The organism is Glaciimonas soli (assembly GCF_009497155.1).
GTDB classification, from domain to species: Bacteria; Pseudomonadota; Gammaproteobacteria; order Burkholderiales; family Burkholderiaceae_D; genus Glaciimonas; species Glaciimonas soli.
In genome coordinates, this window is the sequence record NZ_WINI01000001.1 from 383,443 (window position 1) to 403,775 (window position 20,333).

Annotated in this window: 19 protein-coding genes; 3 read left to right on the forward strand and 16 right to left on the reverse strand. The window is 49.0% G+C overall.

The window, feature by feature from the left end; genetic code table 11:
- Positions 1 to 28: 28 nt before the first annotated feature.
- Positions 29 to 1,648 (reverse strand): ABC transporter substrate-binding protein, encoded by a 1,620-nt coding sequence (locus GEV47_RS01840; RefSeq protein WP_153233003.1) that lies wholly within the window; start codon positions 1,646 to 1,648, stop codon positions 29 to 31.
- Between the two features lie 116 nt (positions 1,649 to 1,764).
- A complete protein-coding gene (locus GEV47_RS01845) occupies positions 1,765 to 2,415 on the reverse strand; it encodes a helix-turn-helix domain-containing protein (RefSeq protein WP_194270549.1) in 651 nt (216 codons plus the stop codon).
- Positions 2,416 to 2,640: 225 nt separating this feature from the next.
- Between GEV47_RS01845 and GEV47_RS01850 the strand changes: the two genes are divergently transcribed.
- Complete coding sequence (locus GEV47_RS01850; protein ID WP_153233005.1) at positions 2,641 to 2,874, forward strand: metal-sensing transcriptional repressor; 234 nt, start codon at positions 2,641 to 2,643, stop codon at positions 2,872 to 2,874.
- Positions 2,875 to 2,902: 28 nt separating this feature from the next.
- Here the strand turns inward: GEV47_RS01850 and GEV47_RS01855 are convergent, their stop codons facing one another.
- Genes GEV47_RS01855 through GEV47_RS01865 form a run of 3 tightly spaced genes read right to left on the reverse strand, consistent with a single transcriptional unit; the run spans position 2,903 to position 6,743 of the window.
- Positions 2,903 to 4,267 (reverse strand): LLM class flavin-dependent oxidoreductase, encoded by a 1,365-nt coding sequence (locus GEV47_RS01855; protein ID WP_153233006.1) that lies wholly within the window; start codon positions 4,265 to 4,267, stop codon positions 2,903 to 2,905.
- Between the two features lie 18 nt (positions 4,268 to 4,285).
- Positions 4,286 to 5,494 carry an SfnB family sulfur acquisition oxidoreductase gene (locus GEV47_RS01860; protein ID WP_153233007.1) on the reverse strand — a complete coding sequence of 403 codons (1,209 nt, stop codon included), beginning with the start codon at positions 5,492 to 5,494 and terminating at the stop codon, positions 4,286 to 4,288.
- A gap of 4 nt (positions 5,495 to 5,498) precedes the next feature.
- Positions 5,499 to 6,743, reverse strand: a complete 1,245-nt coding sequence (locus GEV47_RS01865; RefSeq protein ID WP_153233008.1) for an SfnB family sulfur acquisition oxidoreductase — start codon at positions 6,741 to 6,743, stop codon at positions 5,499 to 5,501.
- A gap of 260 nt (positions 6,744 to 7,003) precedes the next feature.
- Between GEV47_RS01865 and GEV47_RS01870 the strand changes: the two genes are divergently transcribed.
- On the forward strand, positions 7,004 to 7,282 hold the full coding sequence (locus tag GEV47_RS01870) for a metal-sensing transcriptional repressor (protein ID WP_153233009.1): 279 nt from the start codon (positions 7,004 to 7,006) through the stop codon (positions 7,280 to 7,282).
- 8 nt (positions 7,283 to 7,290) lie between these two features.
- Positions 7,291 to 8,367 carry a sulfite exporter TauE/SafE family protein gene (locus GEV47_RS19335; RefSeq protein ID WP_194270550.1) on the forward strand — a complete coding sequence of 359 codons (1,077 nt, stop codon included), beginning with the start codon at positions 7,291 to 7,293 and terminating at the stop codon, positions 8,365 to 8,367.
- A gap of 35 nt (positions 8,368 to 8,402) precedes the next feature.
- Here the strand turns inward: GEV47_RS19335 and chrA are convergent, their stop codons facing one another.
- From chrA to GEV47_RS01930, 11 genes are all read right to left on the reverse strand, one after another.
- Positions 8,403 to 9,623 (reverse strand): chromate efflux transporter, encoded by a 1,221-nt coding sequence (gene chrA, locus GEV47_RS01880; protein WP_153233010.1) that lies wholly within the window; start codon positions 9,621 to 9,623, stop codon positions 8,403 to 8,405.
- Positions 9,624 to 9,841: 218 nt separating this feature from the next.
- Entirely contained in the window at positions 9,842 to 10,582 is a 741-nt protein-coding gene (locus GEV47_RS01885) for a winged helix-turn-helix domain-containing protein (RefSeq protein WP_153233011.1), read from the reverse strand.
- Positions 10,583 to 10,981: 399 nt separating this feature from the next.
- On the reverse strand, positions 10,982 to 11,314 hold the full coding sequence (locus GEV47_RS01890) for an EscU/YscU/HrcU family type III secretion system export apparatus switch protein (RefSeq protein WP_407646180.1): 333 nt from the start codon (positions 11,312 to 11,314) through the stop codon (positions 10,982 to 10,984).
- Positions 11,314 to 12,672 (reverse strand): flagellar hook-length control protein FliK, encoded by a 1,359-nt coding sequence (gene fliK / locus GEV47_RS01895; protein WP_153233012.1) that lies wholly within the window; start codon positions 12,670 to 12,672, stop codon positions 11,314 to 11,316. The genes GEV47_RS01890 and fliK overlap by 1 nt, the downstream gene beginning before the upstream one ends.
- A 36-nt stretch (positions 12,673 to 12,708) precedes the next feature.
- Positions 12,709 to 12,996, reverse strand: coding sequence for a flagellar protein FliT (locus GEV47_RS01900; protein WP_194270551.1), 288 nt, complete (start codon positions 12,994 to 12,996; stop codon positions 12,709 to 12,711).
- Positions 12,997 to 13,099: 103 nt separating this feature from the next.
- The gene (gene fliS, locus GEV47_RS01905; protein ID WP_153233745.1) at positions 13,100 to 13,564 is read right to left on the reverse strand and encodes a flagellar export chaperone FliS; all 465 of its coding nucleotides are present in this window, start codon (positions 13,562 to 13,564) and stop codon (positions 13,100 to 13,102) included.
- Between the two features lie 42 nt (positions 13,565 to 13,606).
- Positions 13,607 to 15,046, reverse strand: a complete 1,440-nt coding sequence (gene fliD, locus GEV47_RS01910) for a flagellar filament capping protein FliD (RefSeq protein ID WP_153233014.1) — start codon at positions 15,044 to 15,046, stop codon at positions 13,607 to 13,609.
- Between the two features lie 208 nt (positions 15,047 to 15,254).
- Entirely contained in the window at positions 15,255 to 15,575 is a 321-nt protein-coding gene (gene fliE, locus GEV47_RS01915; RefSeq protein WP_153233015.1) for a flagellar hook-basal body complex protein FliE, read from the reverse strand.
- 322 nt (positions 15,576 to 15,897) lie between these two features.
- Complete coding sequence (locus GEV47_RS01920) at positions 15,898 to 17,010, reverse strand: FliC/FljB family flagellin (RefSeq protein ID WP_153233016.1); 1,113 nt, start codon at positions 17,008 to 17,010, stop codon at positions 15,898 to 15,900.
- A gap of 340 nt (positions 17,011 to 17,350) precedes the next feature.
- Entirely contained in the window at positions 17,351 to 18,460 is a 1,110-nt protein-coding gene (locus GEV47_RS01925) for a FliC/FljB family flagellin (protein WP_153233017.1), read from the reverse strand.
- Positions 18,461 to 18,806: 346 nt separating this feature from the next.
- Positions 18,807 to 19,913, reverse strand: coding sequence for a FliC/FljB family flagellin (locus GEV47_RS01930; RefSeq protein WP_153233018.1), 1,107 nt, complete (start codon positions 19,911 to 19,913; stop codon positions 18,807 to 18,809).
- Positions 19,914 to 20,333: the final 420 nt, after the last annotated feature.

A 20,333-nucleotide genomic window follows, 5' to 3' on the forward strand; every position in this document is an offset into this window, starting at 1 on the left:
GCTTACTTACTTAGCTTACGTATTTACCTTACTTAGCCAAATCAACCTTATCAAAGAAGAAGGCGTATGGCGTCGCTGGAATTTTGAAATTCAGCACATTTTTACGCACTGGCACAAATCCCACTGAGTGTGCAATATCAATCATTGGCGCTTCTTCATGCGCAATGACCTGAGCTTTTTCGTACAAGGCTGCACGATCAGCTTGTTTCGATGTCAGCTTAGCTTTTTGGATCAGCGCATCGAAATCTTTGTCACACCAGCGCGCAACGTTGCCGCCGCCCTTAACACCGTCGCAACTGAGTAAATTGCCAAAGAAGTTATCTGGATCGCCATTGTCACCGGACCAACCAAACATCATCGATTGCTGATCGCCGACCTTGCTACGCTTGAGGTACTCGCCCCATTCATAAGTCGTCAGCTTTACTTTCACGCCAATTTTGGCCCAATCGGACTGAATCAACTCACCCGCACGCTTACCATCAGGCATGTAAGGACGCTGTACTGGCAGATACCACATTTCGATTTCTACGCCGTTTGGATAACCGGCCTTAGCCAGCAAAGCCTTCGCTTTTACCGGGTCGTAAGCATAATCCTGGACCTTGTCGTTGTATGACCACAGTGTTGGTGGTATCAAATTTTTAGCCGGTTGGCCTGCACCTTGATACACCGTTTTGAGGATACTTGCCTTATCGATTGCCATGCTCAAAGCTTGACGCACCAGTTTGTTATCAAATGGTTTTTTATTGACGTTAAAAGCGATGTAACCAATGTTCATACCTGGCTTGGAGATCAGATTGACATTGGCGTCCGCCTTCATCAACGCTAAATCGGCTGGCTTCGGATAGGACATTACCTGGCATTCATTCGCTTTCAATTTAGCGTAACGTACCGATGCATCCGGTGTGATGGCGTAAATTAAGCTATCCAGTTTTGGGCGACCATTCCAATAAGCATCAAATGCTTTGTAGCGTATCACCGCATCTTTTTGATATGAAACAAATTCAAACGGACCGGTACCAATTGGATCGGTGTCGATCGCCGTCATATTGTTCTGCTTCTGCATATTGCCAGCATATTCTGCTGAATAGATGGAAGCAAACGACATCACCAAGTCAGCCAGGAATGGCGCTTCAGCATGTTTGAGTTTAAATACCACTGTGTTGTCATCAACCTTCTCTACTTTGTCGATAATCTTGTCAAGACCCATATCGAGGTAGTAGCCAAAGGTTTGACCAACCGCTAATTTATTGTATGGATTTTTAGGGTCGCCCATACGGCTAAATGTAAACACGACATCATCCGCATTGAAGTCACGGGTCGGCTTGAATTTGGCATTGCTGTGGAATTTGACGCCTTTACGCAGCTTGAAAGTGTAGGTCAAACCATCTTGTGAAATTTCCCACGACTCTGCTAACGAAGGTTTGATGTTGGTTGTACCAAGCTCGAAATCAACCAGGCGGTTATAAATCGGATTGGCAGAAGCATCAAACGTGGTACCAGTGGTATAGAGCTGTGGACTGAAACCTTCAGGGCTCGCCTCGGAGCAATACACCAGAGTTTTTTTCGCTTGTGCGGCAGCGAAGCCGGCACAGGTACTCAAAACAGCGACAAGTCCTACCTTAGCTGCGAATTGTAGATTTTTTTTCATCTTTGGTCTCTTTCTTGGTTGCTTGGTTGCTTGGTTGATATGGCAATGCCATGCATTTCAGCTGCGTTTATGAAATATCCCGTCAAACATTACGTTAAATCACGCACACCTTATATTTATACACCCACTGCTTTTACATCTACGTTAAAAAACTCTGTACCACCTTTGAAAACCTGATGCCCGCCGCTGCTGCTTTTGCGGCTCTTACTTGTAGAAATTTGAACAAACTCTTCAAACAACTTCGTTGTTCCCATCCAAATTAGTTCAGCCTGTTGATTTTGATGCAGCAATACCTCCACGCTGTGGGGGATATTCGCATCAAAATGTAAACTATCACCAACATTAAGCACATATCGTTCCATCCCAACCGCATATTCCACTTTACCGCTTAACACAAATACCATTTCATCACCCTCGTGTGAAACGGTCTCTGATTTATAACCCATCGGCATAGTAAATTTCACCGAATGAATCTGGCTTCCCGGGAATACCGTCGACAAGCGCTCATAGCGCACCTGCCCATTAATGACTGAATATGGTTTTCTTTGTCCCTGGTACGTATCAGGCAGTGCTTGTGCAGGCTGTTCTACCAAATCGCTTACCGCGATGTTGAGTGCTTTGGCGATAACAACTAATGAGGAAATCGAAGCACTGGTTTGATTGCGCTCCAATTGCGATAGGAAACCCGCAGTCAAGCCTGTTTCTTCCGCAATCTGGACCAGCGTTTTTTTGATTTTATGGCGTCGCGCACGGATAGTGCGTCCCAATTCGGGCATACCCATTTTGTCTCCTCGACTTTACCTGCCGGCCTATTTTGGCCGTTAATAGTTGTCATCGTCACATGATAAAGTGAGGCAAATTATAGTCACACTACAATTTCAGTCAAGACAAAATTTTTCATTGTTGAAGTTGTCATTTAATAATATATACATGCGCAGTTACGTTCTCTGCGCACCATCAAAGACAGAATAGAGAATTGAATCTGCTCCGAAATGGCAGCAATCAAGCCCGCTTTTTTGCGAGTAATCAGAGAGATGATTGGGGCTGGCCGGATTTGTGTTGAACTCGCCCAACAACTTCACGCCATCGAAAAAGCCATCACGAATGCGAAGAAAGCACTCATACATGACCATATAGCTCACTGCCTGGAAGCACAAATGGACAGCGGTGCCAAAACTAGCAAAGCAACTCCGGCAGAGTTTAAAGAAATTACTAGATATCTATAAACAAGTCCGCCGAACGGATTTTAAAAATTTAGCCTCGGCGGTAGCGGGCAGCCGGATGCCGCGCGGGTAAGAGCGGCTGCCTGGCCTCAAACAACTTCTCGCGTAATGTCCCGTCTTCATAATCCAGCTTATAAGAACCACGTGCTTGCAGTTCCGGAATCACCAGATTGACAAAGTCCTCGAAACTTTCAGGCGCCACGGTGCGCGTAAGGTTGAAGCCGTCGATATCGGTGTCTCTGACCCACGCTTCCAGCTGATCGGCCACCTGCTGCGGTGAGCCGACGATGGTAACGTAACGCCCGCCCAGCGCCAGTTGGTCAAGCAGCTTGCGCACTGTCCAGCCAGCATCGGCGGCGCTGACCGCTTTGGCGGAGGACTGAATGGCATTGCTGGCGGCTGGCCTGATTGCTTCATCAATACCATACCTGGAAAAATCGAAGCCAGTACCGGCAGCGAAGTGCGCAAGGCCGGCTTCCGGATTCGCATAGCGGCAGTATTCGACATATTTCTCGCGCGCTTCGGCGGCAGTCGGGGCAACGATGACCGAGACACCCATGAAGATTTTCAGATCATTGCGCTGGCGACCGGCTAGCTGTGCCTGATCGCGCAGATCATGCACCAGCTTGCGCGCTGCCTCCGGCTTCTGGCTGGAGATGAATACGCATTCGGCATGGGCGGCGGCAAACTGCTGACCACGATCCGAAGCGCCGGCCTGATACAGCACCGGCGTGCGTTGCGGTGATGGCTCGCTGAGATGGTAACCGTCTACCTCGTAGTGTTCACCGCGATGCTTGATGCGGTGCACCTTGGCCGGATCGGCAAAGATGCGGCGCTGGCGATCGCGCAGTAGCGCGCCATCTTCCCAACTGCCTTCCCATAGCTTGTAGAGCACCTGCATGAATTCTTCCGCCCGTTCATAGCGGGCATCGTGTTCCGGCTGCTCGCTCAATCCCATGGCACGCGCCGCGCTGTCCAGATAGCCGGTGACAATATTCCAGCCTATCCTGCCACGTGTCAGGTGATCGAGGGTCGACATTCGGCGCGCAAACAGATACGGCGCTTCGTAGGTCAGGTTAACGGTGACACCGAAACCGAGATGCCTGGTAACCGCAGCCATCGCCGACACCAGCAACAAGGGGTCGTTGACTGGCAACTGGATAGCTTCTCGTGCGGTCAGGTCGGCTGAATCTTGATAGACATCGTAGACACCGACGATATCGGCCAAAAACAGACCGTCGAACTTGCCGCGTTCCAGCAATCTGGCCTGCTCGGTCCAGTATTCAATGCTGGTGTAATCGGTAGAACGGTCGCGCGGGTGCGTCCACAAGCCATGATTAATATGCCCGACGCAATTCATGTTGAAGGCGTTGAGGCGAATTTGCTTCTTCGACATAGGCTTATTTAGTATTGATCAGATGGCACCGTGGCGCGGCGGATTTTTTTCGTTGAGATAGTAGTTGCCTACCGCGTGATACTTCCAGCGCACCGGATCGTGCAAGGTATGGGTGCGGGCGTTGCGCCAATGGCGGTCGAGATTGTGCTCCACCAGCGTTGCTTGCGTGCCAGCCAGCTCGAACAGCTTGCTGCCAGCAGCCAGCGATATTTCGGTGCTCAGCACGCGTGCTTCCGCCACTGCTATCGAAGCAGCTGCTACTGATGCCACCGTCGGATTCAAAGCCGCAACGTCGACTGCCGCACCGGCCAGTTCCAGCAATGCTTCCGCGCCGGCCAGTCGCACTGCCAGGTTGCCGAACTCCTGAACCGTGAGAGGATCGTCGATGGCACGTTCCACCTTGCTATCGATCCAGGCGCGCGAGCGGGTACGTACGAATGCTGCGGCGTCGTGCAAGGCGGCGCGGGCAATGCCGATATCGATCGCTGCATGCAGCAATTGCGCCACCGGGCCAAGTGAAGTCGGTCGCTCAAAAGCGCTCTGAAACGGCAGCACTTCTTCTGCTGTCACCCACACATTGGCGAACACCACGGAACCGCTGCCGGTAGTGCGTTGGCCGAAACCGGACCAGTCGTCAATCACGTCGACGCCCTCGGCATCGCGCTTGACAATGGCCAGTTGCTGGACGCCGTCGTCGTCGATCACCGAAACCGGAATCCGGTGCGCGTACAGCGCCCCGGTTGCATAGAATTTACGTCCATTGATACGGAAACCCTGACCATCCTTACTAAGGCGAGTGCGTCGCTCTTGCGAGGTGCGCGTGCCGAGTTCCGCCAAGGCGTTGCCGAAACGTTCACCGGCCAGGATACGTTCGAAATAATAGCGCTTTTGCGCTTCGCTGCCATTGACCCGCAGAATCTCGACCGCATAGAAATGGTTTTGCGGAATCTGTCCCAGCGAGCCGTCGGCAGCGGCAATCGTGGCGATCACTTCAGCCAGCGTAGCGTGCGAGACACCAGCACCGCCATAGGCACGCGGCACCGATATTCCCCACAGGCCTGAGCGGGAAAACTGTTCCAGCTCATGTAGTGGCAGCCGCCGTTCGCTGTCACGCTTGCTGGCTTCGCGTGTAAATGAGGCTGCCAGCGCGCGCGCTGCGGCAATAGCCTGAATATCGTCGAGGATGCGCACCACCGGTCCGGTAGCGGCATTAATTGAAGTCGTCATGATGTCAGTTCCAGGAATGGTGTGCGGGCGCGATGTCGTTCAGCAGGTAGTTGCCGATGGCGTGCAGCTTCCAGCGTACCGGATCGTGCAAGGTATGGGTACGGGCATTTCGCCAGTGGCGGTCCAGGTTATGTTCTGCCAGAGTAGATGCCGAGCCAGCCAGTTCAAACAGTTTCTCGCTAGCGAGCAACGCAATCTCGGTAGTCAGCACCTTTGCTTTAGCGACGGCGATCGAGGCACGTGCAGAAGCGTCAGCATCAATCTCCACGCTGGAAATCTGATCCAGCGCCACCGCTGCTTTCACCAGCAGTGCATTGGCGGCATGCAGGCGAATTTTCAAGTCGCCGATATCGCTGATGACGTAAGGATCATCGCTGGCGCGCTCGACGCCGCTATCGGCCCAAGGCCGCGAACGGGTACGGACGAACAGCACTGTATCTTCGATGGCGGCAGCAGCGATCCCAGCGTCGATCGCAGCCTGAATCAGCTGCGAGGCCGGCCCCTGAATGCTGGCCTGCTCGGCCAGCTTCCGTAGCGACAGCACGTTTTCCGCGGCCACTGCCAGATTTTCCAACAGCACCGTGCCGCTAGCGGTAGTGCGCTGGCCGAACCCCGACCAGTCGTCGATGATAGTCAGACCAGACGTGCCACGCTTGACGAACACCAGCACCGGCTGGCCCTGCTCATCCAACGCCTTGACCGGGACCCAATGCGCGAACAAGGCACCGGTAGAATAGAATTTCTTGCCGTTGAGGCGGTAGCCATTTGGCGTTTCGGTCAGGCGCGCCTTCATCTCCAGAATGTTCTTGGTACCGCGTTCCGGTCCCGCGTTGCCGATGCGCTGACCGCTCAGCACGTCGCCATAGATGCGCGCCTTTTGCGCGGCGTCCGCGCTGTGCGCTACCACGCCGAGGATACCGAAATGGTTTTGCGGGATTTGGCCCAGCGCCGGATCGGCGGCACACAGCAAACGGAATACTTCTGCCAGCGTGCGGTAGGAAACCTGGGCACCGCCAAACTCGCGCGGCACCGTAATGCCGCCCAGTCCGCTGGCGGAAAATTTCTCGATTTCCACCCAAGGCAGGCGACGCTCGCGATCGCGCGCGCTGGCGTCGACCCGGAACTCGGCGGCCAGCTCGCGCGCAATATCCAGCGCTTCCTGGTCCGTATTGATACGATGCGCCGGCAAGACCCGGGATAACAGATCTGCCTGACTTACATCCGCTGCTATAGTCGCGATAGACGACATGAATCACCTCTCTGATAGCGCAGTTGACGTCAGCTTGTGGCTGTCGTCGGTTGCCAAGAAAAAACTATAGCGTGGAGGCAAGTCGGGCGTCCAATAAGAAAAACGCCTGAGCGTATGCGGAAATTGTTTTACCGGATTGCGTCAGATAACAAAATCGTTCTTTACTACCCGTTGGTGCGACGCAACAATGAAATCGGCGCCGAAAATGCTTTCCAACATCTTTGATTGACACATCCCCCCCCAGGGGGATAGGATGAATCATGAAAAAACATCCTCCCCACGAATCTCACACCAATATTGTTCTTCGCTTAAAACGCGCCGAAGGACATCTGCGCAGCACCATCGCGATGATTGAGGCTGGTCGAAATTGCGTTGAGCTCGCACAGCAGCTTCACGCCATCGAAAAAGCCATCACGAATGCAAAGAAAGCACTCATACATGACCATGTAGATCACTGCCTGGAAGCGCAAATGGACAGCGATGCCAACACCAGCAAAGCCGCTCTGGCAGAGTTTAAAGAAATTAGTAAATACCTATAAGGCATGCAATGAGTTTTCTCTCTTTCCAGTTTTTAGAAACCGGTTCAGCAGAATTGCTGGTAGGTTCGGTTTTACTCGTCGGTGTGCTACACACTATCGTTCCAGATCATTGGGTGCCCATCACGCTCATAGCGCGCCAACGGGGATGGACCCGTGGTGAAACTGCACGCGCGGCACTTAAGGCAGGCACCGGGCATGTCGTCACGACACTTATTCTGGCGGCGATTGTCTGGCTGGCTGGCGTCGCTGTTGCCGATAAATTTGGCCATTGGATTGACACCATTTCAAGTATTGCGTTGATTGCTTTTGGCTTATGGATTGCTATCTCGTCGTGGCTAGCGCTACGTTCTGGCGATGGTCATGCGTATAGTCACGGCGCGCATGGACATACGCACGACTTCTCACATCTAGATGAATCAAAAGATACTGGCGATCAAATTCACGGGCCGGAACTGCAGAGGATTAAAGGAAAGCACGGTGATCTCGAACTTTCAATTTATGAACTTGGACAAGCACCACGCTTCCGTTTCACAGCCAATGGAACAGATGCGACGAAAGCAATCACGGTTGAGACTCTGCGCGCAGATGGCGCCCGCCAGTCTTTCCCGTTTGTCCAACGTGGAGCATATTGGGAATCCGTAGACGACATTCCAGAGCCGCATGGTTTTGATGTCAATTTGACGCTAATTCAGGATGAGCAGATACATTCCTACCGCACTAATTTTGCCGAGCATGAACATCATCACGGGGATCATCACGAACACAGTCACCACCATGACAGCAGCAAAGAGGCCAGGCATAAAACATCGTCGCGCACGGCGCTGCTACTCATCCTCGGCTCATCGCCAATGATTGAAGGTATTCCGGCATTCTTCGCTGCGGGAAAGTATGGAGTTAGCCTCATTATCATCATGGCACTGGTATTTGCCGCCAGCACCATCTTGACCTATGTGCTGCTCTGCGTGTATTCGACAGAGGGATTGCAGCGCGTTAAATTCGGCGCCTTCGAACGTTATGGCGAAGTTCTTAGCGGCGCTTTCATTGTGCTGGTTGGCTTGGCTTTTTGGGCATTCCCGATTCTTTAAATATCGATAGGCGTGATCGTTAACATCCACCTTCTTCAAGCAACGTAACTTAGCGCCCACCCGATGACACCGCAGCCAATGACGACCAGCCAGGGTGGCAATTTCCAGAACATCAGCGCCGCCAGTGCAATCAGCGCCAACTCAAAATCGACAGGCTTCAATATCGCGCTGGTCCAGACCGGATGATAAAGCGCAGCCAACAGCACACCAACCACGGCAGCATTAATTCCCGCAAGAGCAGCTTGGGTACGTACACTGCGGCGCAATGCTTCCCAAAACGGCATGGTGCCAAGCACTAACAAAAATGACGGCAAGAAAATGGCGATTAAGCACAGCGCTGCCCCCATCCAGCCACTGGGCGTACGCTGCATGGAAGCGCCCAGAAAAGCAGCAAAGGTCGACAACGGGCCAGGCATAGCCTGCGCCGCGCCGTAACCGGCCAGGAAGACGTCATTATTGACCCAATGATTCGGTACCACTGTCGCTTGCAGTAGCGGCAGCACTACGTGACCGCCACCGAAAACCAATGCCCCCGCACGATAGAACGCGTTGAACATGGCCAATGTCTGATCCGGTAGCGCTTGCGCCAAAATGGGCAAGCCGATCAGGATGAAAAAAAATAGACTCAGAAGTACAAAACCTACGCGACGGTTAGCCGAAATTGGCAGCGGATCGTGAGGTAACGCTTGTGATGGCTTGAGCAACCATAACCCTGCAAATGCAGCAATGCACATCACGCCAATTTGACTCCAGGCAGTCGGCCACGCGAGGATGGCGCAAGCCGATGCTACGGCAATGCTAACGCGTTGTATATCCGTGCAAAGATTGCGTGCCATGCTCCATACTGCTTGTGCCACCACGGCGACGGCGACCACTTTCAAGCCGTGCAATGCGCCAGCCGGAAAAGCATTACCCCATGTTGATATACCCAAAGCGAACAGCGTCATAACGATCGCCAATGGCAATGTAAAGCCGGCCCAGGCGCATAACGCACCGGCATAACCGGCCCGAGATAATCCGAGCGCTATGCCAACCTGACTGCTTGCTGGCCCAGGAAGAAACTGGCATAACGCGACAATGTCGGCGAAACTGCGTTCACTCAACCATCGGCGACGCGTTACAAACTCTGATCGGAAGAACCCCAAATGCGCAATTGGGCCACCAAACGATGTACATCCTAATCGCAGAAAAATCAAAAATATGGTCCAAGCGCTATCCACACTGTTTTTTTTAGTGTCGCTTGTGGTCGATGCCATGAGTTTTCCGCTCCTGCTCAATCGGGAAATATGCTGACGCGTCGCTTGCAGCTTAGCAAGCGTATTGGAAGAATGCAGCACACTTTGTCATTCGATAGTGCGGAGTATAACCTCACAACCAATTACATTCACGTGCTGAAAATGCGGAACGCAAGCTATTTTTCGTCCCTTAATTTCATCAGACATCGCGCCATCGACATACGCATTGCGATAAGAATTCAGCGTGACAAAATGGGGGGAAATCTTGCGAACATACGCTTTCTCAATTCAGAAAGCTCTTTTTTATCAGAAGAATCTTTTTCTACATAGTACTGAACGCCAATCTCATCCGGAAAGCGTTTATAAGCCGCAACGATAGCGGCTTGTATTTTTTTATGTTTTTTTATGGAGACAAACATATACGCGGTTACGACGCTCATTATCAACACCGCTAAAATTGCCACCTGAAATTTAAGTGGGCGCAAGTCGACGAACCATGTAAATAACTTATTTACCAGCGATGGTTCAGCCGGCAAATCCATCGCCATCGGCACATCTGCAGATTGCGTAATTACATCGGCCGAAACCGGCAATGCAGACGCGGAGACAGAGGCGGAGGCGGAGGCGGATTGTTCCGCTTCAAGCAATTCTCCTACGAAAAATGTGTCGGCTGTTTTATAGCCAATGCGCGGAATAGTAACGATGCTGTCATCGCTAATATCTAAGGCGGCGAAACACTTACGAATATGCCTGACTGCCTGATTGACGTTATTACTGGAAACAACGCTACCGTATTGCCCCCAGCCCCCCTCCAATAAGTCTTTTTTTGTAACGATCTGCCCTTTTGCTTCGATTAACATCAGCAGACAACGGCTTGCCGCTGCCCCAATATGTATAACGTATTCCGGCTCGCTTGCGGAAGTAAGCTCAAAATGCTCATCGTCGAAATAGGCGTGCCCACAAATGAAATATTTTGCCATCGCTTTTCAGATACCTTTTATAAACATAAATAATGCAGCGTAATTAATTTGCCATTTTCCACGGTCATCTTCGCCATTGTCGAGAAGGTGAAGACCCAGTTGCACTAGTAGCTGCTGCGCGTATTTCTAAGTTTCCACGAATGCGAAAACAACTGTGATGTGTACCAAATTAATTACGTGGCATCACTTATCTATATTTTTCATATCTTTAATTGCCGTCATTTTGTTGCGATAAAGAAATTCGAACAAATACCGTTTCATTTCAGCAAGAACAATCAAACAAAATGTGTAGAGCTAGTGCTAACTACCAACATCAATAGCGCGGCAGTTTACCAGCTGCATTCGAACTTGCAACTAAATATATTTATGTTTGATATCAACTCTATGGGGATTGAGCGGCTACTGCTTGTCTTTAATTTTATGCAGGTGAATTTGACTCTCTTCAATTTCATAGAGCCACGCCAATAGTTCGGCAACCACAAGATACATCTGAGGAGGAATCTGTTGATCCAGGTTGACGTGCATCAACAAATTTACTAAATCCGCTGATTCATGCACATACAAACCATGCTCACGAGCGCGTTGTACGATAGCTTCCGCGGTAACGCCATATCCCTTGGCCACCACCATCGGCGCGTCCAGGTTTGTGTCATTATTTTTGCGGCCAGAAGATAAGGCAACAGCCCGCATTCTTGCGTCTGCTTGATCGTTCTGCTTATGACTATCGGTCATTATTGATCCACCGGTAAAGTGCCCAATTCTAAAGTGCGCAAGTTCACCTCGCCTGCATTAAAGCGCTGACGTAAATGATCTAATGCTGTTCGCATCACCGCGACAGTGTTCTCTTGCTGCGCATAAAGATATGTCTGGACATTGTTGTCGCGTATGTCAATACGCAACTCAACTGGGCCTAGCAACGGCAAAGTCATTTTGATACGACTGCGCCAATGGGTAATTGCTTCATCTTGTGCCGTTTTTTTTTGCTGATCTTGCCCGGCATCATCAGTTCGCTCAAACTCCCATTCCATCGCGGCACCTGGCCACGCCTCGCCTTGCCAGCGGAACAGAGGTGTGGCTAATATTTCCAATTGGTGACGAACCATGGCCATCAAATCGGCGGACATTTCCGCGCCGTTTTTCTGCCCAAAAACAAAAGCAGATGAAGATAAACTCGCATCAGTTGCATCAATATCAGGGTGGCCATCGACACTAGATGCTTGCAGCAATTCCACGTTCTTAATTCCGATATTCGCGGCCGCGTAAGTCGACGACAACTTATCAGCAACATGGCGCGATATCTGCTGGGCACTTTCACCGTCTGACAAATCTGTTGCATTCTGATCCTGCGCATGAATCTCAGACTCACTGTCATCGCCGGCAACGGCGTTCGTCCGCATCATCACAGGCAATGACATCGATTTAGACAATTGCGCTAACACTGCAGATCTTGCCAACAACCATTCCGGTGTTTCGTCAGACGGGTGCTCCGAAAACAATTCCGGAAAGCGTTGCGCGAGACTGCCTAAACGCGCTTGCGGCTCCAATAATATTTGTGCCAAAGGACGACGACCAAATGCATATTGCAATAAATGCGATTCGTAAAATAAACCACTGTGTGTGACCACGCGCATCAGTGCTGTGGAAAATGCCGCGGCAGTTTGACTGGCACCAGGAACAATGGAGGAGTCCGAAACGGTCGTTGGTGCAACAGAAGGCTTTCCTGTCGCGTCAGATGAGATGGGCAGTAAACGGCCGCCGTTGGCTAAAGACAGCAAAGCATGCCGTCCTGTAATGACAAGGCTCTTTATACCGTCTGATGTGCTTAGAATCGCACTAATGGCAGATGCAGCGACACTCAGTGCGGTATGGCTAGAAGTGACTGGCGCATTACTCCCGCCAGAACGAGGGGTCTGCTGCAGAAAACTATTCGCAAACTGTAGTTCGGCACCTGCGCGCGACAATAGGCGCGCATCGTTAAGTATTTTTCCCGTCCCGATAACAGGATTCGGCGCACCTATGGTTGTCGCCGGCTTCGCGGGTACCAGATCGGTGGCAGCCAGCGTACTTACGATAGGCGGTAAAGTGCTCACAATAATTTTACTATTGGCAGTTCAGCAGTATCGATTTTAATAACCATATGCATGATTAACATTTTGGCGTTGCCGCAAATACCCAAGCAAATCGCCAAGGCGCGTCATTTCCGGCATCATTAAATGACGAATTTGCGCATCATCAGCCAATATTTGCTGGAGCATCTGTTTTTTATATTGCAACTGCTCGGCGCTCAAATTATCAGATGGCACTATGGTCTTCAGCTGCTCGACGCAAGCGCGAAATTCAGCCTCTACACTTGACATGGCATCCCATTCGCCAGCGTTCGCCAGCGCCAACATTTTTGCTGTGAGTAGGAGCATTTTTTCGTAGCAATGCAGAATTTCGCTTTTATCTTCCATTAATTTCACTAACCTATCAAATGTATTGCAATTACATGATTTTTAACAACGCAACGTTCGTATTTTATAAAGATGGCACCGCTGTACCCTGCTTTCCATCAATCTCACGCCATGCAGAACCTACACTCTCCAGCAAGCGCTCTGCTTCGTCCAGCAATGCAGGATCATTGCGCAAATTAGCTAGCATTAATTGCTTCACAATATAGTCATACAGCGCAGCCAGATTGGTCACTAATTGCGCCCCGGCTTTCCCACCGGCTTTGGCATCCAGGCTACTTTTCAAGCCATTCTCAACGATATTGATGGCCTTGGTAATGGCTTTCCCCTTTGCTGCAATTTCATTATTTCTCATGTGATGGCGCGCCATATAAATGGCAGTCTGTGCACCATCAAATAACATCGTAATCAATTGATGCGGCGATGCACTCAAGACCGCCGTTTCAAGGCCGATCTTGGCATAAGTGTTGACTGCTTCATTGGCAAAGTGGTTCTTCTCGACCTTTGACGCCGCTAAGGTTGGCGTATACATAGACATGGGCGCGCTTCTTTCACTCTTCTATTCAATATCTTTTTAGTTCTTCGAATTGAGCGCTTCAAACTGCTGCGTCAAATAATTCATCGTACCGTTCATTTTCGTCATCAAGACGTCCATCGCGGAAAACTGCGCTTTGTAGCGATCAACCTCCGCCTGAATGCTGATTTCCATTGCACTATGTTTTTTCTCCAGTGTTTTGATACTACTTTCAACACCGGCTTTGGCGTTTTTCAACATACCTTTATCGATAATATCGGTAATGGTGGCGATCAAGCTGTTCGCAATCCCCGGTTTTACATCTAAACTTTTGTCAGCAATTTCAGCGTCGCTACCGGAAAACAACTTCGCAACCGCCGCTGGATCTTTATCCAATGCGTCGCTAAGCTTTTTGTCGTCAATTTTCATGACGCCCTTCTCATCAATACTGATTCCGATGGTCCCCAATACCGCACCATTAATACCGGTGCGCATTTGATTGCGAATATTGCGTAATGTGCTGTCACCATTCAACGGTGCTTTGGTACGATTATTCGGATCCTCTGCCGCAGCATCGAAAGAACTCAGATTATCAAACTCAGTTTGCATTTTATTAAATGCAGTCACAAAACCTTGAATCGCGGTTGTGGCTTCGCTCTTATTTCCACCGCGCACGGTCACCGTGCTGGCACCGATGCCTGTCACATTGAGCGTGATACCTGGAATCGCATCTGAAAAATTATTGTTCGGCCGTGTGATCGTGATGCCATTCACTTCAATCTCTGCATTCTTTGCCGCTACCGTCTGCTTCATGTTGCTGGCACCAGCAGCTTCAGGATCGTAATTCAACATATCCGATAACCCTGTGCCGCTGCCACTGTCAGTCACTGTGATCTTCATGATGGAAGATTCACTCGACTCTTTAGATGTCAATACCAATTGCTTACCCGAGCCATTGTCAACAATCGTTGCATCAACACCTAGCTTGCTATCTTTATTGATCGCATCACGAATATCTTCCATCGTATTTTTTGGCGATGAGATATTAAGCGTACCGCCTTTATCGGTATTGGCTACAAAGTTACCGTTCGCATCAAGCTTCCCTAATGCGATTTGTACACTGCCCTCACCGATCGATGTATTTGAGCTGGCCTGCGTACCAGTCGCCAACGCTTGTGCTGCTGCCAATGCTTTGACATTCACTTTCCATGTGCCCGCCACTGCGCCAGTGCCTATCGACGCACTCAAAACATCCGTGCCGCTCGTCGATATCTGCAATTTATGGAACAAGCCAGTGGCACTCAACGCCGTCGCAGAACTTTTAAAAGAGCTCAGCACATTTTGCAACGTACCAAAAGCCGATAATTTTGCGGTATACGACTTTTGTTGCGCCTCCAACGTCGTCAATGGCTTGGCCGCATTGATGGTCAAACGATCTAAAAGATCGGCGTAATTAAAACCGCCGCCTGCCCCTGGGAGTGATATTCCGGTATCTGACATGTGTACTCCTTTATTCTTGTGCTAGTGATGGTTGTAACTAGTCTGTGCTGATGATTGGGTTCTGATGCTAGTTACCGCTGTCTATAGAAGAGTTCTTGTCCTCTTTATCGGCTAATTGCAAAAAAACTTTAATCACCAGTCATGTCTTCTCCGTAACAGACGCAACGATCGACGGCAGCAAAAATAACTTCACACAGATCGACAAGGATTAAGCAGGTAAATTCATAATTTCCTGATACGCAGAAACAACCTTGTTACGTACTTGCAATCCCATTTGAAAACCAATATTCGCCTTTTGCAAATCCACCATCACATCATTTAATGCGACACCAGGCTTACCCAATTCAAAATCTTGCGCTTTGCTCTGCGCGCTGGTTTGGGCAGAACTGATACGCTCCAGTGTTTTTTTCATTTCATCGGAAAAACTACTGCCTATCGCGCCTGCATGAGTATTGTCAGAACTACCGCTGGCAGCTTGCGCGGTGGCTTGCAATTGCTGCAACACCGTCTGAATCGATGAAATCGACATACGAACCTCTTCTATATTGACCAAATACGAAAATCGAAAAAATGCAGCGCCGTCTGAATCGCATTCACTTCTCATTCGATTGAAGTAAATACCAAACGACGCTGGATTTTGTCGACTTTTCATAACGCTAACGGACCACGCCACATCCAGCACTCCAGCGTAACAGCAAAAAAAAATCGTCAATGCATCAACAAATGGGGGAAAACCAAGCAATTCAAGCAATCAAATTGAAGTATCTGCACAAACAAAAATAGATCCCAAGCGGGATCTATTTTCAAACTGCGTAGATAAAAAGCAGCAAAAATGCCGCTTCTTAATCAGCTTATTGCAACAACGACAGAACGTTTTGTGTAGTCTTGTTTGCTTGCGACAAGACTGACGTACCAGCTTGCTGCAAGATTTGTGAACGTGTCATGTTCGACACTTCAACAGCCATGTCAGCATCTTCGATACGTGAACGTGAAGCAGACAGATTAACCACCGCAGTACCCAGGTTGGCGATAACAGAGTCGAAACGGTTCTGTACCGCACCCAGATCCGCGCGCAGGTCATTTACTTGTTTCAAACCGCTGTCGATTTTTGCCAATGGGTCCGTAGTTTTTGTTGCTGCCAGCATATCAAGCGAAGTCGCTTTTATATCAATTGTTGCTGTTCCATCGCCATTACCAACTGCAGTTTCATCAGTAGTTTTAAAATCAGACTTCGAAACACCATAATATTTCTTATCTGCGCCAACAGTAACTTCAATGAACATGCTACCTTCGCTATCCTTCATTACTGCAGCACCGGCTACAGCAGTGCCACCGTCGATCGTAATCGTTGGTGTCACGGCACCAGCTTTAATGTCAGCGCCTGTGCTATCTTTCAGATCGCCGTCAGCAAGCGCTGTAATTGCGCCTTTAGGGCTGGCAACGCTCAAACCTTCAAGACCCAACGTTTTTGCATTCAGTTCACGCAGGCTAACCTCAATAGTTTCACCATCATTTGCACCGACTTGAATAGTCAGTTTCTGGTCTGAACCCAATACTTTGACGCCATTGAAGTCAGTTTGCGCGGCAGTACGGTCGATCTCAGCCAGACGCTGGTTGATTTCCTTTTGGATAGAACGCAAGTCGGTTGCTGAGTTAGTGCCGGTAGCAGCTTGTACTGTCAATTCACGTACGCGTTGCACGTTATTCGTGATTTCTGTCAATGCACCTTCAGTGGTTTGTGCAATCGAGATACCATCGTTGGCATTGCGCTTTGCCATTTCCAAACCTTTGATGTTTGAAGTAAAACGGCTTGCAATGGCCATACCGGCAGCGTCGTCTTTTGCGCTGTTGATACGCTGACCCGACGACAAACGCTCAATGGCGGAACCCAAAGCAGCTTGTGATTTGTTTAAGTTATTTTGTGTCGTCAATGACAATACATTGGTGTTGATGATTTGTGCCATGCTGAAAATTCCTCTTGGTTTGGTTTGCTAATAATTGATACCAGAAGCAGTATTTCAATGTGATATCACTTTGAACCAGCTCTGCTCTCACTGCTTCTTTTAACGTTGACACGATTCTTGCCTTTGTTCCCAAATTCAGAGTCGGGCTAGCCATCGTTAATCAAGTTATCGGCACCATTTTCAAGAAATTCAGTTATAGATAAAAAATCTACATCCTTACATTGGCACAAGCAATATCACACGATGAAAGTGGCGAAAGAAAACGAAAAATAGACCCAGCAGGATCTATTTTCAAATTGCATAGGTAAAAAGCGGCAAGAAATGCCGCTTCTTAACCAGCTTATTGCAACAACGACAGAACGTTTTGCGTAGTCTTGTTTGCTTGTGACAATACTGACGTACCAGCTTGCTGCAAGATTTGCGAGCGTGTCATGTTCGATACTTCCACTGCCATGTCTGCATCTTCAATACGTGAACGTGAAGCGGACAGATTAACCACCGCAGTACCCAGATTCGCAATAACAGAGTCAAAACGGTTTTGTACCGCACCCAGATCAGCGCGCAGGTCATTCACTTGTTTCAAGCCGCTGTCGATGGTTGCCAATGGATCCGCAGTTCCGACCGCCGACATATCACTCGAAGTCGCGTCTACAGTAAGCTTTGCTGAACCAACGACGGCAGGAGTTGCGCCAGCATCGGCATCCGTAATAGCAAAATCAGACTTGGTAACGCCATAGTATTTAGTAGTTGGACCAGTAGCATCTTCAATAAAGAGGCTACCTTTGCTATCCGTCACTAGTGTACCGGCTACAGCTTTACCGTCGATTTTAAAATTTACTGCTACATCAGCTTCCTTAATATCAACACCTTTGCTGTCTTTCAGATCGCCATCAGCAAGCGCTGTAACCGCGCCGTTAGGACCTGCAACGCTCAAATTTTCAAGACCCAACGTTTTTGCATTCAGTTCACGCAGGCTAACCTCAATAGTTTCACCATCATTTGCGCCAACTTGAATAGTCAACTTCTGGTCCGAACCCAATACTTTGACGCCATTGAAGTCCGTTTGTGCGGCAGTACGGTCGATCTCAGCCAAACGCTGATTGATTTCCTTTTGGATAGAACGCAAGTCGGTTGCTGAGTTAGTGCCGGTAGCCGCTTGTACCGTCAACTCACGTACGCGTTGCACGTTATTCGTGATTTCTGTCAATGCGCCTTCAGTGGTTTGTGCAATCGAGATACCGTCGTTGGCATTGCGCTTTGCCATTTCCAAACCTTTGATGTTTGAAGTGAAACGGCTTGCAATGGCCATACCGGCAGCGTCGTCTTTTGCGCTGTTGATACGCTGGCCAGATGACAAACGCTCAATGGCAGAACCCAAAGCAGCTTGCGATTTGTTTAAATTGTTTTGTGTTGTCAATGACAATACATTGGTATTGATGATTTGTGCCATGGTGATAATTCCTCTTGGTTTGCAAATAATTGATGTCAGAAGTAGTAATTCAATGCGAAATCACTTTGAATGCGCTCTGCACTTACCGCTTCTTTTAACGTTGACACGATTCTTGTCTTTGTTACCAAATTCAGAGTCGAGCTAGCCAGCGCTAATCATGTTATCGGCACCACTTCCAAAAAATTTAGCTACTTACAAACAATCTGCATCTTTACATTGGCACAAGTAATGTCGCGCAAAAAAAAAGTGACACGCCCATCGCGACACAAACAAAAATAGATCCCGAGCGGGATCTATTTTCATATTGCATAGGTAAAAGCGGAAAAAATACCGCTTTTTAACCAGCTTATTGCAACAGCGACAAAACGTTTTGTGTAGTCTTGTTTGCTTGCGACAAAACTGACGTACCAGCTTGCTGCAAGATTTGTGAACGCGTCATGTTCGACACTTCAACTGCCATGTCTGCATCTTCAATACGTGAACGTGAAGCGGACAGATTAACCACTGCAGTGCCAAGGTTGGCGATAACCGAGTCGAAACGGTTCTGTACCGCACCCAGATCAGCGCGCAGGTCATTCACTTGTTTCAAACCGCTGTCGATTGCTGCCAATGGGTCGGCAGTCGCAACGTCCGACATATCACTTGAAGTCGCACCAGTTATAGTAGCAACTGCTTTTCCATCGGCAGCACCAGCTGCAGTTTCATCAGTAATTTTAAAATCGGACTTCGAAACACCGTAGTATTTCGTAGCACCACCAACCGTAGCTTGAATAAAGAGGCTACCTTTGCTATCTTTCATTACTGTACCGGTTATATCTGTGCCATCGACATTGATCGTTGCCGTCACAGCAGCACCTTTAATCGCAGCACCTTTGCCATCTTTCAGATCGCCGTCAGCAAGCGCTACAGGTGCGTCTTTAGGGCCAGCAACGCCCAAAGTATCAAGACCCAACGTTTTTGCATTCAGTTCACGCAGGCTAACTTCAATAGTTTCCCCATCATTTGCGCCAACTTGAATAGTCAACTTCTGGTCTGAACCCAATACTTTGACGCCATTGAAGTCAGTTTGTGCGGCAGTACGGTCGATCTCAGCCAGACGCTGATTGATTTCCTTTTGGATAGAACGCAAGTCGGTTGCTGAGTTAGTGCCGGTAGCCGCCTGTACTGTCAATTCACGTACGCGTTGCACGTTATTCGTGATTTCTGTCAATGCGCCTTCAGTGGTTTGCGCAATCGAGATACCGTCGTTGGCATTGCGCTTTGCCATTTCCAAACCTTTGATGTTTGAAGTGAAGCGGCTTGCAATGGCCATACCGGCAGCGTCGTCTTTTGCGCTGTTGATACGCTGGCCAGATGACAAACGCTCAATGGCAGAACCCAAAGCAGCTTGTGATTTGTTTAAATTATTTTGTGTTGTCAATGACAATACATTGGTATTGATGATTTGTGCCATGCTGAAAATTCCTCTTGGTTTGCAAATAATTGATGTCAGCAACAGTAACTCAATGCGATATCACGTTGAGTGCGCCCTGCATTCACTACTCCTTTTAACGTTGACGCAATCCTCTGATTCGTTTCCAAACACAAAGTCGTGCAAGCCATCGTCAATCCAGTTATCGACAGCTATTTGAAAAAATTTAACAACGGCTGCTTTTTTTCAAAATATTTTTCCAAAATCTAATGCGCCGTCATTTTTTTGTTGATAGTCGACTCATTTAAATTTTCAAATAAACCGCTCAACAGCCCGAATTTGTTCGTAAAGCAGCAACTAACGGCAAAAAACCCGGCTATTCAACCGATCAAAAAATAGGCTATCCGTTGACAATACGTACAGTTGTTGCGGCTGCCGTCACGCTAAATTTGAATTCAGCAT